Source organism: Asaia sp. VD9 (genome assembly GCF_037150015.1).
Lineage (GTDB): Bacteria > Pseudomonadota > Alphaproteobacteria > Acetobacterales > Acetobacteraceae > Asaia.
The window spans coordinates 1-13,965 of sequence record NZ_JBBCQM010000021.1; the positions used below are offsets into that span (position 1 = coordinate 1).

The following is a 13,965-nucleotide window of genomic DNA, read 5'->3' on the forward strand; positions in this document are numbered from 1 at the left end:
CCCCGATGCCGGCGGAGCTGGTCGCGAAGATCAAGAAAGCCGCGCATTTCAACCAGGGCTATGCGCTGGGTGAAATCGTGGCCGCTGCCCAGCTAGTTGGCTTCAGGTCATAGATGTCCGAGAAATCAAGATCGCGCGCGACAAAAATAGCGACCGTCTTTCCCTGTGCTTTTTCTCCAGTTGGTTGAATATTGATGTCCGCTTGCAACGCCGTATTCGCGACTGTCTGCCCGTTTGACTGGAATGAATTGAAGTATGCACCGCTATTGTTGCTACCAACCCGGGATGCCAGCTCGACCCCGGCATCGAGACCACCCTGAATCACGCTTAGAAGAATGGCGCTGCCAAAGCGCGACCACCAGTGATTGTTCACCGTCACTTTAACACCGCTCTCGCCCAGCTCACCCGTCGCGGGTGATGCAAGATCAATGATGCCGTGTTCCGGTGTCTCTGCCCGATCCCAAATCACGAATGCCCGGTCTTCACCGCGCATTAAACCGTGCTGCATCTCACCGGTGACAATCGTCCCCTTGTCCATGAGAACCACATTCCCCGTTGTGCTCCGCACATCTAGGGGAATCACACATTTCGCGTATCCGGCGAGTTGAGTGTTTAGCTTGGTCTGAAGAATGCACGGGATAATTGTCCCCTTCGTAACCAGAAAGTCCGGGTGCGGAAGCAACCGCGCGCGCGCTTCCTCCAACACTGTCGGCTTTAGCCGAACGGCCAGTGACCTATCCCCCTGCGGATCTTGTCCGGCCGGGGGCTGTGCTCCATTGACCGTCACCGTCTTGGAAGATTCCTGCGCAGACGCGGGCTGAGGTGCAGAGCTTCCCCCCGAGCCTCCTGACGCGGCAAAAATCGGGCTTTCTGCCGGCGTTACCTCGTGATGCGTTGCTTGCGCAGGCATAAAAAACCGCTGCGGAGCTTGCTGCGGCATTGGCAGATTTTGGTCTGTAAGAGCAGGTGGCGGTGTCAGCGGTGCGCTGCGCATGTGCGTCCCAGCCGCTACGACAGGCTGATTATTCTGTTCCTCTGTTTTCTTCGCTCTATCGAGAGCACGAAGCCAAATAAAACCCAGCGCAACTACGACAACGAGTATGAAAATGCCAACCTTTTGCCATGCGTTTAGTTCGCGTCGATTGTTGTTTGATACGAGAGAGCCGCCGTCGTTAATTCCACTATTGTTGTTTTGTTCGTCGCTCATTGGGCGGCCTCCTTCAGCGTGCGGACCACGTTCGGGCTGATGGTATTTGTGCCTGGGTTACGACCAACCGGATCAAATGCCTTGTTGAAGACGCACAAGACGGTGTTTCCATCTCGCAGACGCCATGCTGGGGCGAGATGATCGGCAATCATCAGTGTTCCCCACCCAGCCGGATCGTTCTTCACGCTATAATTGGCAGTCGCTTCTTTGCCGTCCGGATTGATCGTGAAAAGCGAGGGAAGACGCACATTCCCCGGAAACCGGAAAACAGTGATGTTTCCATTGTCCCATACTTCGATAGGAAGAATAGAACGATCACCCTGAGCAATGTATTTCCAATTCTTGGGACCGAAATTCGGGTCTTTTGTTTCCCGTTCCATCCTTTCATGCGCGAGCTGAAGTTCCAACTCTTTTGCTCGTGCCTCGGCCTGAGCCCGCTCCTGTTGCTGCCGGGCCAGGACGGCTGCACGACGCGCTGCGGCTTCATCAGCGGGATAAGTGAACTGCACGCTGTAGTAAACGCCGTCCGTCGCATTCGCGAGCGACGCACTTGCAACTGTCGTCACTTCAAAGACGTATCGCCGCTCGGCACCGGTATCGTTTCGTGTCAACACGATAACAGGCTGAAGGCCAAGCCCCTGTGTCGCTTTGAAGAAAAGATAGTTCCCTGCCGGGGCTGCCTTCAGATGTATGCTGTCACTCACTGCGACGCGATCGACGGTTTCATGAGGACTGAAACCAACCACCAGTGTCGCCCCCACGGCAGTCGAAAGATGAACAACCTGATCCGCTACATAAGGCACGTACCGCATTCGCGTGTCATGACGGCTGGGTAGAGGGTCTTGCTCTGCAAATGCGGGCACGACCGAAAGAGAGGTCGCTGCAAGGAAGGCAGCAACTGCGAGACGCTGAATCATACCCCATCCTCCGACGACTGATAGGACGTGACGATCACACCGCCCGGATTTGCCAAGCGGGCACTGGCCGGAAGATCCGTGACCCTCTGAATCTGCACAGTCGCGGTCCAGGTCGTCGTCTGTGGGCGCGCTCCCTCCATCGACACAATGCGCCGGAAGCGCACCTGAATGACGTTATTGCCAATGGGAGCGAGAGACAGACGTTCGGCGTCGATCTGGCCCCTTTTTCCAACCGTTACCTGTGGGCTCTTGGGGTTGGGGAAATTAAACCACGACTGATATTGCTCTCTGACTTGTTCGTTGCTCATGAGAGAAACCGTGTCATAGGCATAGCGCGCCGTGGCATATGTATAGCCCTCGCGCAGCCGAACATATTGCCACACCGCTGCATTGACGACTGCTTCGTCCATTGTCTTCGGCAAGCGTGACATGGAGATCTCGCTATCAACCGTTCCGTCCGGGCGAACCCACAACGGCATGGGCACCAGCTTTTCCAACGGCAACAGCGAAGCAACCGACCAGGCCAAGCCGACGTTAGCCAGCAATGAAATTCCTAAGCCGATCGTCAGGTACTTATTGATCTTGACGACCGCGCGCGCTCGCGACTTCTGGAAATTCTCGACCTGCTCATAATATTCCGCCATCTTTTCCTTCGGAACGGGCGGGACAAATTTCTGATCTGTCATTTATGCCCAATCTCCTTTGGCTTTTTGAGGTCCGCTTCTGTCGGTTTCCAGTGCCCCGAGTTCAGAGCAAATGTCGGTCCTTTGCATTTTGGGACCGGATCGTGACTTGCGCACGCCGATAAAACAGAGAGCATGAGTACAGAAATACTTATACGGATCTTTGCCATCCGTCTTACTCCCCTAGTAATGTTAAAACTTAACTTAGTTATTTATTAGAAGACTTCCTGCCGATGTTGGCCCCTGCCTTTGCGACAGTCCCAACACCACCCGTTGCGCCGCCAATGATTGTATTCAGGATTGCCCCAGCAGGATTGAGCGATACTCCCCCGCCGATAAAAGCAGCAGCAGCCGGCAACGAAATAAGAATAAAGGTCGATACGGCAATAAACATCGCCGTCTGTTCCATAATCTGAATGGCAATACCCGGCGTTCCCGCAGCAGAAACTGCATTAAGATTACAGGCCAACATATAAGTCCGTATGCCTGTCGCCACGATTATCATCGTAACATCAACAAGCAATGACAGGAGAGCGAGGCCCACCAGCTTTCCTATCCATCGTTCGGAAATATTTCTTGTCGCATCGAATAGGAAACCTGCAATGACGAATGGACCGAGAGACAGAATCACCGCAGTCATGAGGCTTGAGCAGATGTAGATGGCAAAAGCTATTGTCAGCATCGCACCATCTGCGATCGCTATCATTGCCAGCTCAATCAGATCGACAACCTGAAACCAATGAAGTTGCTTATCTATTGTTGCCGAATAATTGACGAGGCTGTTCCAGATGTCGTCCAGCAATTTAGGTGTCGAAGCCGTAGAGCTGGATACCGAACTCGCAGCCCAAGTCGGAAGCACAGTCTGGAAAAGATTCACGACGTAACCGTTGTATATGCCAGCTTCCAAGATGAATGCGGAAACTAGCGTCACCCGAATAATCCTTGATATGCCGCGTCTGGCATCCAGATCACCACGCATGACGAGTACGCCCTGGACAATCACCCACAGAACAATCAACGCCGTGAACGGGGACGCCACAGCAGACAGTCCTTGGCTGATGACATTCGATGTCCCGGTCGAAAAAGCTGTCCGTAGGCTTGTGTCGAAGTCTTCAAATGGCGTCGTCATAGTCTTTACCCCGCGTCAACGGCGCACCGTCTTTAAGTTCACGTCTATTGCCGACCGCTTCCCTTTTTGTTGGCTGCCGAGGCTGCGTTTCTTGCTGCGCTACATACGGCGGCCGGGGGAGGATGGTTCACCCCGCACAAAGCCAGCACGATGTCACGCTGCCGCTTGTCCACGTAATAACCCGGCTGCGTCATGTCGTCCGTTGCTGGCTGGGCCGGGGCTTCGGCACCTGTCTCAGCCGCAACGGCATTCCTACAATCCGGATAATTCTCATACGTCCGGTCGTTCATGCACTCACGGTTTACCTGACGCCGTTCGGCCGCGTGCGATGAATACCATTCCACTGTATGCTCCGCGGCATTGGGTAACGGGTGAGCAGAAGCCACACCACTCGCAAGCACGCCCAAAGATGCCACAACAAGGGTCTTGTAACCGTTCACAGCATATCCCTTCACTGGATGGCCGCAGGGAAATAAGCAGCGGTCGCTTCGTCGTCCTTCCGCGCCGCCTCTTGCTCCTGCAATTCCTGATTTCGGATCTGCGCCATAGAGAGAGTCTGAAGATTTTGGGCCGCAGCCGCCTGTGCCTGGATGGCCTGATTCTCGACGGCTATCCGACCGTTAATCGTGCTGACCTGCGTAATATCCTTTGCGTTCGACAGTTCCTGCTTCATTTCATCAAGCGAAGCGAGGCGCTGGTTAATAGAATCAAGGTTCTGCGCTGCTATACCTTGAATGTTTGCTAAAGAAGTTTCTCTCTGCTGATATGACTGCGCAACTGGATCTGTTCCCGTAGCTGAATACCTGTTCAGGCTCATAAATGACTGACCATAGCTATTCAGTGTATTGGTTGCTCCCGTGATCTGACCGGTTGCTTGTGTAACTGTCGGCAGAGGATTTTGCAGATTGGCGCTGTTGAAAGTCGTCAGCATCCCCGTTGCAACATTCGGAATGTTCTGAAGGAGCTGATATTGCGCTTGTAGCTGCTTCAGCTCGTCCATCATCTGATTGATTTCATTTGTGGTATTGGTGACGCTTTGCGCAATGCTTGCATTATCAAATACAGCTACCTGCGCATGGGCGGCATCCGCTCCAATGAGAGAAAACCATACCACTGCAACCAGACTATATGCCTTCATCGTGCCCTCCCTCGCCTCAGTCTTTCGCTTCGTGGTAACGGGCCATGAAATGGTCGAGCCACTGGCTCGGATCGGCCCCGTATTCTGCCCTCAACCGTTCGGCAAAATTCGCTCGATTGGCGCGGCCGGACAGTACCGCGATGTATTCCGGCATGGAGGACAGATCGAATTCACAAATGACGCTGCCGTTTTCCCGCTTCATGAGAAACCGTTTGGGATCACCCACCATCCCTTCCCGTACAGCACGATACTCGCCCTCGGTGCAGCTTAGTCCCGTGATGTAGGCGTGCCGGTCAGCCGTGGGAGACGGGTAGAGAATCTTTGTCATGCACTGCGCAACGAGCGACGAACCCAGCTTTGATTCCAGAACGTGCTCCGGCTGTTGTGTCGCCAAAATCAGCATCCCGTTGTTTTTACGAACGGTCAGCAGGAACTTGTCGATTACAGCGGCAAATTTCGGGTCCAAAAGATAGGCCCTAAATTCATCGCAGCTCATAAGAAAACGTCGGCCGTCAACCACCTTCTCGATCCGATAGAGCAGATACGCAGCCGTCGGGGCGCATATTTCGTCATGATCGAGAAAAGCCGTCAGATCGAAGCCTGTTATGGCACTCGACAGATCCACTTCATCGGTTTCGCCGTCGAACAGCCATCCCAATGCGCCGCCTCTGCACCAGCGTTCCAACCTGGCACCAGCTCCCTCTTCTGGCCCGTGCATCAAGAACTGGCGCAATCCAGCAAGTGAGCGCATTTCGACGGGATAGGACATCTGCCGTTCGATCCCCCGTTGCAGTCGCTTTGCATCTTCTGACGAGACCGTGTCCTTGCCGTCACTCTCAATCAGCCCGGTGAGCCACTGCCGCAGAAACTCCCGATCCTCGGGCGTGTTCGTCAGGCCACGCAACGGCGCAAGGCCGCAGGAAACACCACGCTTGAGAACAAGATACGTGCCACCAGTAGCAAGGACCAGAAGCTGCCCTCCCCGATCCTTGTCGAAGAATACGACGGCACCGTTCACCTCAGAGAGCGCCTGTTCCATCATCGCCATAATGAATGTCAGCAGGGTCGTCTTGCCCGAGCCGATCGGGCCAAAGATCGCCGTCATGCCCACATCCTTGACGTGAGGCACATAATCGTAAGACGTCGCACCATCCGTCCGAAAACGGGCGATTGCCGTGCCCCAATGGCCTTCGCGTGCTCCTGCCGGAAAATTGTCAAAGGTCGAAAAGCAGGCAAAATTATTGCTGTTGATAGCGCCGGGACGGGTGCGGTACTCCCAATTTCCGGGCAACTGTGACCAGAATGCGGCCTCTAGGCCGATACCTTCCTGTACGACTACTGCACCGGCATCGGTCAGCCGTGCCCGCGCACGAGCAGCATTATCGCCTAGCTGCGCAAGGGTATCAGCATAAACTGCCAATGAAAGATGATGCGATCCGAAGACAAATTCATTCGATATGAGCTTATCTACGGCATCCGTGAGCTGGTCGATCTGGCTGGTCGCCTTGTCACCTGCGCTTACCATCTGATTACCCTTCAGCGTCAGCTTTTCATCAGCCTGTGAGCGTGTCAGAAAGCCAAAGGACTGACTTACCACGAGGGGAAAACCCACACTGAGCAGGGCATTCAACATTCCGGGCCTGGTCTTGGCCGGATATTCACGGAACGAAAAAATGCCACCGACATAGCTCCGATCCAGAGAACGAACTTCGAAGCCACGTTTGCCGCAGATTACCCGATCCGTGTAAATGGACGCTCCAAGATGTCCCGATACAACCGGGACAGGCATCCAGCGTGCAGAGATGATGAGACGCAATGCCTCGCCGATTTCAGTGAAGACGACATCATCATGCTCACGCAGCCCCAGGCGCCGCACGCTATAATTGTCGAGAGCAGACGAAACGATCTGCCAGACATCTTCAAGCTGCCTGACTGTCGCGTCACTGGCCTCTGTCGCCTCGCCTTTACCCACCCGAAAGAGCTTGCTGCCCATCTTGCCGAGTGCATTCCGGGGAGTCACCACAACAGAGAGAAAATAGTCGTTTCTAAACAAACGATCTTTTAGAACTCTTCTATTGTAATCTTCATGAAGTCTCGACGCAAAATCTGACCTAAAATGCGTCTTTGGCAATCCCGGCACATCCGAATGCCGTACCATGTGAGTCGTAATTGTTACGTTATCATCGGAGATATTCCGAAGGACAGTATTCATATTGCGCTTGCGGCCATTACGGACGACAGTATCTTCCAGCTCGAAGGGAACGCCTTTGACGTAGCCCATTGCCATAACTGATCCATCACGAAGCAGAATGACATTTTCCGTAATGTGCCCAACATACGGAAGATAAATCTCACCTGAGCGTTCGCCATAACCGGGATTGCCAAACATCACACGATGCCCCTCCCCCGTTTATGAACCTTCAGCGGATTTGGGCTGACAGATGCCCCGCCCCACAAGGAACTATCCAAAGAACGTCCGGCCGTCTTCAAAAACAAAACTACCACGCCAACCGCATTATAGTCTCTCGCGACAAGTATTCGCGATCCGAACCAAAGCGGAACCATTACTGCTTCATATAGTGGGTTTTGAAGAAGGACCATTATGAGCCCAATCATCGTCAGCAATAGTGCAGCTACCGGCAGAGGGACCCCTGCCAATAGCGCCGGACGGGTTGCTGCAAGAAAGAGGGTGTCTTCTTCCAATTTTTCCATGAGTCACCCGGTAACCATGGACCCGAGATAGGCCGCGCCAAACATTAAGAGGATACCGCCAACCATTCCGGCGAATATACCCAACGAAAGACGGCCGAATGCCAGCATCAATCCGGCAGCCGCGAGTACGACGACAGCAATGCTCTTGCCGAAATCACCCAAGATGAATGTGCAGATATTGTTAATCATCTGTGTGGGCGTTGAACCACCAGAAACAGTCTGTGCATGGGCCACTGCCGGAAGAACAGATAGAAAAACCACCCATGCAACCAGACCCGCCTTCAAGCGTGGACTACGAACTGCAACGTAATGACTGGACGACAGCATATCTTATTCCTTGCTCAGTTGAGGAAAAACGGCCGAACCATCCCTAGCCTGGACAAACAACACCGCATCTGAAGCCCGAGGATCATTTCCTTTTTTCTTGGTGTCAGACGCTGTGCTGTATTCGAAGCTGCCCCACACGTCCCACACCGGGGGGGCGTTTGGATCAGTAGGAACAGCAACCTGTTGCGGCTGGGGAGCGGCCGGCACGCCGCTCTGACCCATGCCTACATCGAGCGCAGGAACAACCTTGCGGGCAGATGCTTCCACCTTGCCCACATAGCCATTCGTAAAGCCGCGCTGTGCATCTCCGGTATTGTATCGGGAGATTGTTACCCGAAGCGCCTTCTGCTGCGCCTCGTGGCTCTCACCGCCAACATAGGTATCGGATAGGATAATCGACGCCGCACCTATCGAAACACAGGGGTCAAACGCATCCTGAACCCGTAATCCAAGAGCGGGCAGGTTATGCGAATTGATCTGCATAAGCCCAAGATCGACCGAATGGCCGATCGAGATCAGTCGGCTTGCCAGCTCCGCAGCTTCGGCATCTGTTTCCAGATTGAACGCTTTTTTCGTGTTGTTGTCGTGAACCAGAAATGGGTCAAACCCTGATTCAGTCTGCGCGATCGAGGCCAAAGTAATAGGCGCGACATTCGGACCGCATTTCAGCGCGAGCTGTCCGAAATCCTTTATTGCCAAAGGCTGCGCGCACACTTCGCCCGCTGCGAGCGGTAATAATAACGCGGCAGCAGCAAAGTGTGCGGTTTTTAGATTACTCTTTGTCGCCTTCCGACGTGACCATATCTGCGGGATGGTCGCCGAGATCTTCAGGAAGGACGCCCACGAACGTATGAAGCGCGTTGTCGCCAGACGGATAAATCGTGATCCGTCCGTCGTAGCCGATGCTGCGGATGGTCTTATAGAGACTGCCGAGATTCTTGTACGTTCGTACGCCTTCGGTTCGGAACCTGGAAAGAATCCTGAACGTGCGGCTTTGTGTCCAGTCCGCTCGGAAATAGACCACAAAGACCGGTCCTTCATCGCTGTCCGGTCGTGCGACGATGAAAACGCCCAAAATTTTCCCGCCGTCCCGAAGTCCGGCCTTGATGTCTGCCAGCTCGAACGGTTCCAGCAAGTGACAATCCCCCTTCCTACAATAGCCTTCTCCTGAACGCGGAGAGGCCCAGCAGGAAAACAAACCGGGGCGTTAAGTTTTGGCAAGGCCGAAGAATTTCGCATGGCAAGGACGAAACCTCTCGTTTGAGACACCCGATCGTCAGCGATCTGACCGCATCGAAATATCTTGCCTTGTAGAAATATCGAATTTTTCTCACGAGCCGCAACAAAAAAAGCCTTGGTCCGAGAAGTCGTTCAGGCTGATGAAATGATCTCGAACAGCGATAATCCGTGGAAATTTAGAACAAATTACGTTCGACTTCTGTCGAACATAACGGAATTGTGACAAATGTAAAGAAAACGATCAGGCGTGAACGACGATATTTGATATGTGGGATTTTCACTTTTTTTCGTGGCAAAAATGGTGCTGAAATGCCGTTCATGCTCAAAATAAATTTGTATCACTTTGTATATTCGTACTGATATTATAAATACGGAAAAAGGCGTTATAAACGATTATTCCACGTTTCGTTTGATGGTTCTGTATACTGTTGGGCGAGAAATAGAGAATACATCAGCTAAATCACTGATAGAATACTCACCAGTTTCGTGCATTCTGCGTAATTCTTGCTGTTGCCTTACGCTAAGTTTTGGCTTTTTGCCTTTTAGTTTACCTTTTTGTTTGGCAATTAACATGCCTTCGCGTGTTCGCTGTCGCACCAAATCGACTTCAAACTCGGCAAATGTTGCCAAGACGTTAAAGAACATCTTGCCCATTGGGTCAGTCGGATCATAGACGTTCGAGCCGATTGCCAGCTTCGCCCCTTTGGAGGTCAGCATTTCGGCAATGCTTCGCGCATCGGGAACAGATCGGGCGAGGCGATCAAGCTTCGGCACGACAAGCGTGTCACCCCGCCTTACCGCAGCCAGTGCCTGGTCAAGACCCGGCCGCTCCCGCTTCGTGCCAGAATATCCAAAATCGACATAGATGCGATCTTCATCCACCCCGAGAGTAGCGAGGGCAGCGCGTTGCGCGGCCAGATCCTGTGTGTCCCGTGAGCAACGGGCGTAACCGATCAGCATCATGTAACGTAAAGCCCCCCTCTATTGAGATTATTACCGTACCACCCTTATGAGACGAACTTTGTGTAGGGTTTTCGTTCCGCTGTCACGTCTTTTGAAAGTGTCCGTTTAACGATCGTCTTATGAGACGGAATTTGTCATCTGCGGTCGATTGGGCGACTGTAAGTAATTCGAAGATTTTATGTAACTAGGTATCACCAAGCGTATGACAAATCCGGAACATGACCTTCATACCTTCATGGCGCAGATTACTCACGAAATGGCGTCCGAATATGATCGCATCTATGCAAAGACGTGCGACGATCCTGGGACGGCAGGCGATGAGGGCGAGGAAAACTGGGCCACGCTGTTACGAGAATGGCTTCCTCCCGCATACCATGTTGCAACAAAGGGCCGTCTTATCAGTTCCGACGGAAGAATGTCCCCACAGATTGATGTTCTCGTCCTTAAACCGTTCTATCCCCGCAAACTTCAGGAAAAGAAGGTTTGGCTCGCGAACGGCGTCGCCGCAGTGTTTGAATGTAAAACAACCCTGCGGGCTGAGCATATTTCAGCGTCAGCGGAGCGATGCCAAGCCTTTAAGGCTCTTTTCCCACGCCGTGAAGGTAGTCCACTCCGAGAACTCAGATCATCATTGGTTTATGGAATCCTCGCGCATTCGCATGCTTGGAAAGCGCCAGCATCAAAACCTGCGGACAATGTATCAAGGGCGGTTCGGGAGGCAATGGAGCAGGCGAAGCACCCCACAGATGTAATCGACCTTATCTGCGTAGCGGATGTTGGTTGTTGGAGCGAACTGGTGGCGCCCTTCTACAAGGCAGCTTTTCAACCCACTAACACAGCAGAGCTGGAGACGATTTTCGGGGGGGATTGGGGACCAGTGTCAACGATGACGTGTGCGACCAGCGAATCTGGAAAAAATTTTCAGCCAGTCGGCGGAATGCTCGCTTACCTGACGCAACGTCTCGCATGGAACGATCCATCGGTTCGAGATCTGGCTGATTATTATCGACTTGCAAACCTTTGGGGGGATGGCTCTGGACCAATACGGTATTGGCCACAATCCGTCCTTTCGAACGAAGTGTGCCTCAGAATAGAACGGGGAGAGCTAACTCAAGGAGACATTTGGAACGAGTGGAATGCTTGTTTGATGTGACTTCCTATTACCAACTTTTCGCCATGCAAGACTCATGGCTTACAACGGCTGATGAAGGCCCTGTACGATGATCGAGCATATCCGATAGGGGATAACATCCGGATACAAATCAGACTCGCGTCAGAATGGCTTATAGGCCGGGTATGAGCATACAGGGCGCCGCGCCGAAGGCGAGCGGCGTCCTTCCCTTAAATCTATCAAAAAAATCTTATTGAACTTGTCCGGTGGACTTGTGGTCAGAGCCGGAGCGTGTGGGCAGGTCGAAGAGCTGTCCACACGCTTCGAGCGTTCGCCCTTGGGCGACTGTCCACAAATCCACCGGAAACCCGCAGGTAACTACCGGAAAAACCTATCGGTTTATTTATCGGGAATCATACCGGTTTTAGGGGGGTGGCGATTGCACCGTCCTTACGGGTGGCGATTGCACCGTCTTTGGGGGTGGTGATTGCACCGCATCCGGGTGGCGATTGCACCGGGATAACTTTTTTATCCACAGAGGCGAGCCTTTCTCCAAAAAGGGTGGCGATTGCACCGTGTTTTGGGTGGCTGTGAGGGGGATAAAAGGGGTGGTGATTGCACCGTCTTTTCTACGGCGATGCGCTGGAAAAAGGGTGGCGATTGCACCGTCTGCTTGTGAAGACGAATCGGATGTAAAAGGGTGGCGATTGCACCGCGCCGGAGAGGCTGGGATCGCTCGAAAAAGGGTGGTGATTGCACCGCGCCGGAGAGGCTGGGATCGCTCGAAAAAGGGTGGTGATTGCACCGTGATAAACCGGGAGACACGCCGTCCAAGGGGTGGTGATTGCACCGCCCATTATCCCCGGATTTTTGGATTAAGCGCCTGATCCAATTACTTTTTGAAAAGCGACAACTGTCTGTCTCGGGACAGGAGGCGGCGATGCGATCAGCCTCAGACCCGTTCGAACCTGCTCCAACTTCGCATCCGGATAAACAGCCGAAACCTGCCTCAATGCTATCAGGAATGCCTTTTTGAAATTCTTGTCGTCCGTATATTCCTGCCCAAACTGTAGCCGAAGGTTGGACCAGGTAAGCCGTTCGCCAGATCCCCGCACGCGATGAAGCCGATGGGCAAGCCACGTATAGATGTCGAGCGCCAGTGCGGAATGCTGCAAGCCCTCAAGCGCACGAGGATCAAGGGGGACGGCGTTTTCTTTCAACTCGTGCCAGAACTTCTCGGACAGCTCGATCGTGCTGTCTTTAGCGAGGTTTTTGGTCCACGCATCGAATTCATCTACCGGTCGGGCGTTCAGATTGCGCGACCCATACCCGAGCTTCATTTCACAGGCGCATAAGGCGTTCATCTGCGCCCTGAATGCCTCACGGGATGGGCCGTTCTGGCTGATGTTCAGCCGTTTCATGAATTCGCTGATGGTCCGGCCGACCGCGACAGTGCGCGATTTGGTCCGGATGGCTTCGGTGCTGATATGGAAGAGGGCCAGGCGCGGCTTTGTCCCATAAGGAACGAAGAGCTTTTCCCAATGACCGTCGTTGTACATTTCGCCGGCTGTAATGAGCAGGGACGCCTTGCCATTGTTGCGCTCGAAGCGCGTTTCCTTCGTCCTTTTGCGGGGGAGCCCGACTTGGCAGAGGACCGTGTGCATGAACTCAATGTCGTCAGGCGGTGTTGCCTGGATTTCGGCCGAGAGCTGGATGACGCGCGCGGTTGTCGGAGAAAGCACAAGCTCACTCTGTTCAGGCGGTGATTTGCGTTTGCTCATTCGTCCGATCCCTCTCTTCCCTGCTACGTTGTTCAGCATATCGCGTGTGACGCAAGGCTTGTTTGTCTGCTTGATGATTCTGATCCGACGTTATCGTTTCGGTGCAGGTGATGGAAACAGATTTTATTATTATTCATTTGCGGACAAACGAAAAAACTTGCCACCATCCAATATGCGCGGGCCTGAGATCATATAAATTTTGCACAACAGATGTATTTGGTCTGAAGTGACAGGCGAACTGTTTCACGTATCGAGCTTTCCTAGAAGGGCTGCGTTCTCGATTTCTTTCAAAAGCGGATGCTCACCGCTTTCGATCGACTCCCGAATGTTCGATGCGCTCTTACTGTCAGAAATTTCTTCGTACAGATCCGTGCAGAGCTTTTTCCATCCCGGCCAGTAATTGCTCCGTGCGAACTCATTGGAATCCCAAATGTCTTCCCACCACGGCAGGGAGGGCAGGTCGTGAAGCAGTGCTGACGGGTTGTGCCAGCTCGCTCAATGAATGGAGTTTGTCGCAGGGCCATGCAGGAACCACACTGCCCCTGAGTTAATCCTGACCAACGGCGAGCGTATAGCCGCGTTTCTGCCGATAACGGACCATTTTCGACAGCGCATTGATGGTCGTACCTTCGTCCGGATAAAGATCGAGACACTGCGATGCCGTCGTGCCGATCCGGCCCCACTGCCGCACGAGCGCCGCGCCGCCGAACAGGTCAGGTTGAACGGACATCGCATAAAAGCGCCATTCATTCAGCTCC

At 53.3% G+C, this 13,965-nt stretch carries 16 protein-coding genes; 1 reads left to right on the top strand and 15 read right to left on the bottom strand.

What is annotated here, in order from left to right:
- Positions 1-58 precede the first annotated feature (58 nt).
- From virB10 to WFJ47_RS15795, 13 genes are all read right to left on the bottom strand, one after another.
- On the bottom strand, positions 59-1,207 hold the full coding sequence (virB10, locus tag WFJ47_RS15740; RefSeq protein WP_336764274.1) for a type IV secretion system protein VirB10: 1,149 nt from the start codon (positions 1,205-1,207) through the stop codon (positions 59-61).
- Positions 1,204-2,124 carry a TrbG/VirB9 family P-type conjugative transfer protein gene (locus tag WFJ47_RS15745; RefSeq protein ID WP_007284442.1) on the bottom strand — a complete coding sequence of 307 codons (921 nt, stop codon included), beginning with the start codon at positions 2,122-2,124 and terminating at the stop codon, positions 1,204-1,206. The genes virB10 and WFJ47_RS15745 overlap by 4 nt, the downstream gene beginning before the upstream one ends.
- Entirely contained in the window at positions 2,121-2,810 is a 690-nt protein-coding gene (locus WFJ47_RS15750; RefSeq protein WP_007284443.1) for a type IV secretion system protein VirB8, read from the bottom strand. Before WFJ47_RS15750 ends, WFJ47_RS15745 begins: the two co-directional genes overlap by 4 nt.
- Positions 2,807-2,977 carry a type IV secretion system lipoprotein VirB7 gene (locus WFJ47_RS16590; protein WP_158306040.1) on the bottom strand — a complete coding sequence of 57 codons (171 nt, stop codon included), beginning with the start codon at positions 2,975-2,977 and terminating at the stop codon, positions 2,807-2,809. The genes WFJ47_RS15750 and WFJ47_RS16590 overlap by 4 nt, the downstream gene beginning before the upstream one ends.
- A 38-nt stretch (positions 2,978-3,015) precedes the next feature.
- Positions 3,016-3,936, bottom strand: coding sequence for a type IV secretion system protein (locus tag WFJ47_RS15755; RefSeq protein WP_007284444.1), 921 nt, complete (start codon positions 3,934-3,936; stop codon positions 3,016-3,018).
- A gap of 44 nt (positions 3,937-3,980) precedes the next feature.
- The gene (locus WFJ47_RS15760) at positions 3,981-4,391 is read right to left on the bottom strand and encodes an EexN family lipoprotein (RefSeq protein WP_007284445.1); all 411 of its coding nucleotides are present in this window, start codon (positions 4,389-4,391) and stop codon (positions 3,981-3,983) included.
- Positions 4,388-5,074: a type IV secretion system protein gene (locus WFJ47_RS15765; RefSeq protein WP_007284446.1), complete on the bottom strand. Its 687-nt coding sequence runs from the start codon at positions 5,072-5,074 to the stop codon at positions 4,388-4,390. The genes WFJ47_RS15760 and WFJ47_RS15765 overlap by 4 nt, the downstream gene beginning before the upstream one ends.
- Positions 5,075-5,090: 16 nt before the next feature.
- Complete coding sequence (locus WFJ47_RS15770; RefSeq protein WP_007284447.1) at positions 5,091-7,463, bottom strand: VirB4 family type IV secretion/conjugal transfer ATPase; 2,373 nt, start codon at positions 7,461-7,463, stop codon at positions 5,091-5,093.
- Positions 7,463-7,786 carry a type IV secretion system protein VirB3 gene (locus tag WFJ47_RS15775; protein WP_010665815.1) on the bottom strand — a complete coding sequence of 108 codons (324 nt, stop codon included), beginning with the start codon at positions 7,784-7,786 and terminating at the stop codon, positions 7,463-7,465. Before WFJ47_RS15775 ends, WFJ47_RS15770 begins: the two co-directional genes overlap by 1 nt.
- A 3-nt stretch (positions 7,787-7,789) precedes the next feature.
- Entirely contained in the window at positions 7,790-8,113 is a 324-nt protein-coding gene (locus WFJ47_RS15780; protein ID WP_007284448.1) for a TrbC/VirB2 family protein, read from the bottom strand.
- 3 nt (positions 8,114-8,116) lie between these two features.
- Complete coding sequence (locus WFJ47_RS15785) at positions 8,117-8,812, bottom strand: lytic transglycosylase domain-containing protein (RefSeq protein ID WP_010665814.1); 696 nt, start codon at positions 8,810-8,812, stop codon at positions 8,117-8,119.
- A 73-nt stretch (positions 8,813-8,885) separates the two neighbouring features.
- A complete protein-coding gene (locus tag WFJ47_RS15790) occupies positions 8,886-9,248 on the bottom strand; it encodes a hypothetical protein (protein ID WP_061487204.1) in 363 nt (120 codons plus the stop codon).
- A 497-nt stretch (positions 9,249-9,745) separates the two neighbouring features.
- Positions 9,746-10,315, bottom strand: coding sequence for a recombinase family protein (locus WFJ47_RS15795; protein ID WP_007284612.1), 570 nt, complete (start codon positions 10,313-10,315; stop codon positions 9,746-9,748).
- 202 nt (positions 10,316-10,517) lie between these two features.
- On the opposite strand from WFJ47_RS15795, the gene WFJ47_RS15800 reads away from it, so the two are divergent.
- Positions 10,518-11,468, top strand: coding sequence for a DUF6602 domain-containing protein (locus WFJ47_RS15800; RefSeq protein WP_075624467.1), 951 nt, complete (start codon positions 10,518-10,520; stop codon positions 11,466-11,468).
- Between the two features lie 833 nt (positions 11,469-12,301).
- Here the strand turns inward: WFJ47_RS15800 and WFJ47_RS15805 are convergent.
- Both WFJ47_RS15805 and WFJ47_RS15810 read right to left on the bottom strand, forming a co-directional pair.
- Positions 12,302-13,207 carry a replication protein RepA gene (locus tag WFJ47_RS15805; RefSeq protein ID WP_062810091.1) on the bottom strand — a complete coding sequence of 302 codons (906 nt, stop codon included), beginning with the start codon at positions 13,205-13,207 and terminating at the stop codon, positions 12,302-12,304.
- Between the two features lie 547 nt (positions 13,208-13,754).
- Positions 13,755-13,965: WGR domain-containing protein (locus WFJ47_RS15810; protein ID WP_336764290.1), on the bottom strand; the 211-nt coding region annotated here is incomplete at its 5' end.

What these genes read in the sequence shown, in the direction of transcription:
- WFJ47_RS15805 (WP_062810091.1), bottom strand. Translation starts at nt 13,207, where the DNA reads ATGAGCAAACGCAAATCACCGCCTGAACAGAGTGAGCTTGTGCTTTCT.
- WFJ47_RS15770 (WP_007284447.1), bottom strand. Translation starts at nt 7,463, where the DNA reads ATGTTTGGCAATCCCGGTTATGGCGAACGCTCAGGTGAGATTTATCTT.
- WFJ47_RS15795 (WP_007284612.1), bottom strand. Translation starts at nt 10,315, where the DNA reads ATGATGCTGATCGGTTACGCCCGTTGCTCACGGGACACACAGGATCTG.
- WFJ47_RS15780 (WP_007284448.1), bottom strand. Translation starts at nt 8,113, where the DNA reads ATGCTGTCGTCCAGTCATTACGTTGCAGTTCGTAGTCCACGCTTGAAG.
- WFJ47_RS16590 (WP_158306040.1), bottom strand. Translation starts at nt 2,977, where the DNA reads ATGGCAAAGATCCGTATAAGTATTTCTGTACTCATGCTCTCTGTTTTA.
- WFJ47_RS15745 (WP_007284442.1), bottom strand. Translation starts at nt 2,124, where the DNA reads ATGATTCAGCGTCTCGCAGTTGCTGCCTTCCTTGCAGCGACCTCTCTT.
- WFJ47_RS15800 (WP_075624467.1), top strand. Translation starts at nt 10,518, where the DNA reads ATGACAAATCCGGAACATGACCTTCATACCTTCATGGCGCAGATTACT.
- WFJ47_RS15765 (WP_007284446.1), bottom strand. Translation starts at nt 5,074, where the DNA reads ATGAAGGCATATAGTCTGGTTGCAGTGGTATGGTTTTCTCTCATTGGA.
- WFJ47_RS15755 (WP_007284444.1), bottom strand. Translation starts at nt 3,936, where the DNA reads ATGACGACGCCATTTGAAGACTTCGACACAAGCCTACGGACAGCTTTT.
- WFJ47_RS15750 (WP_007284443.1), bottom strand. Translation starts at nt 2,810, where the DNA reads ATGACAGATCAGAAATTTGTCCCGCCCGTTCCGAAGGAAAAGATGGCG.
- virB10 (WP_336764274.1), bottom strand. Translation starts at nt 1,207, where the DNA reads ATGAGCGACGAACAAAACAACAATAGTGGAATTAACGACGGCGGCTCT.
- WFJ47_RS15775 (WP_010665815.1), bottom strand. Translation starts at nt 7,786, where the DNA reads ATGGAAAAATTGGAAGAAGACACCCTCTTTCTTGCAGCAACCCGTCCG.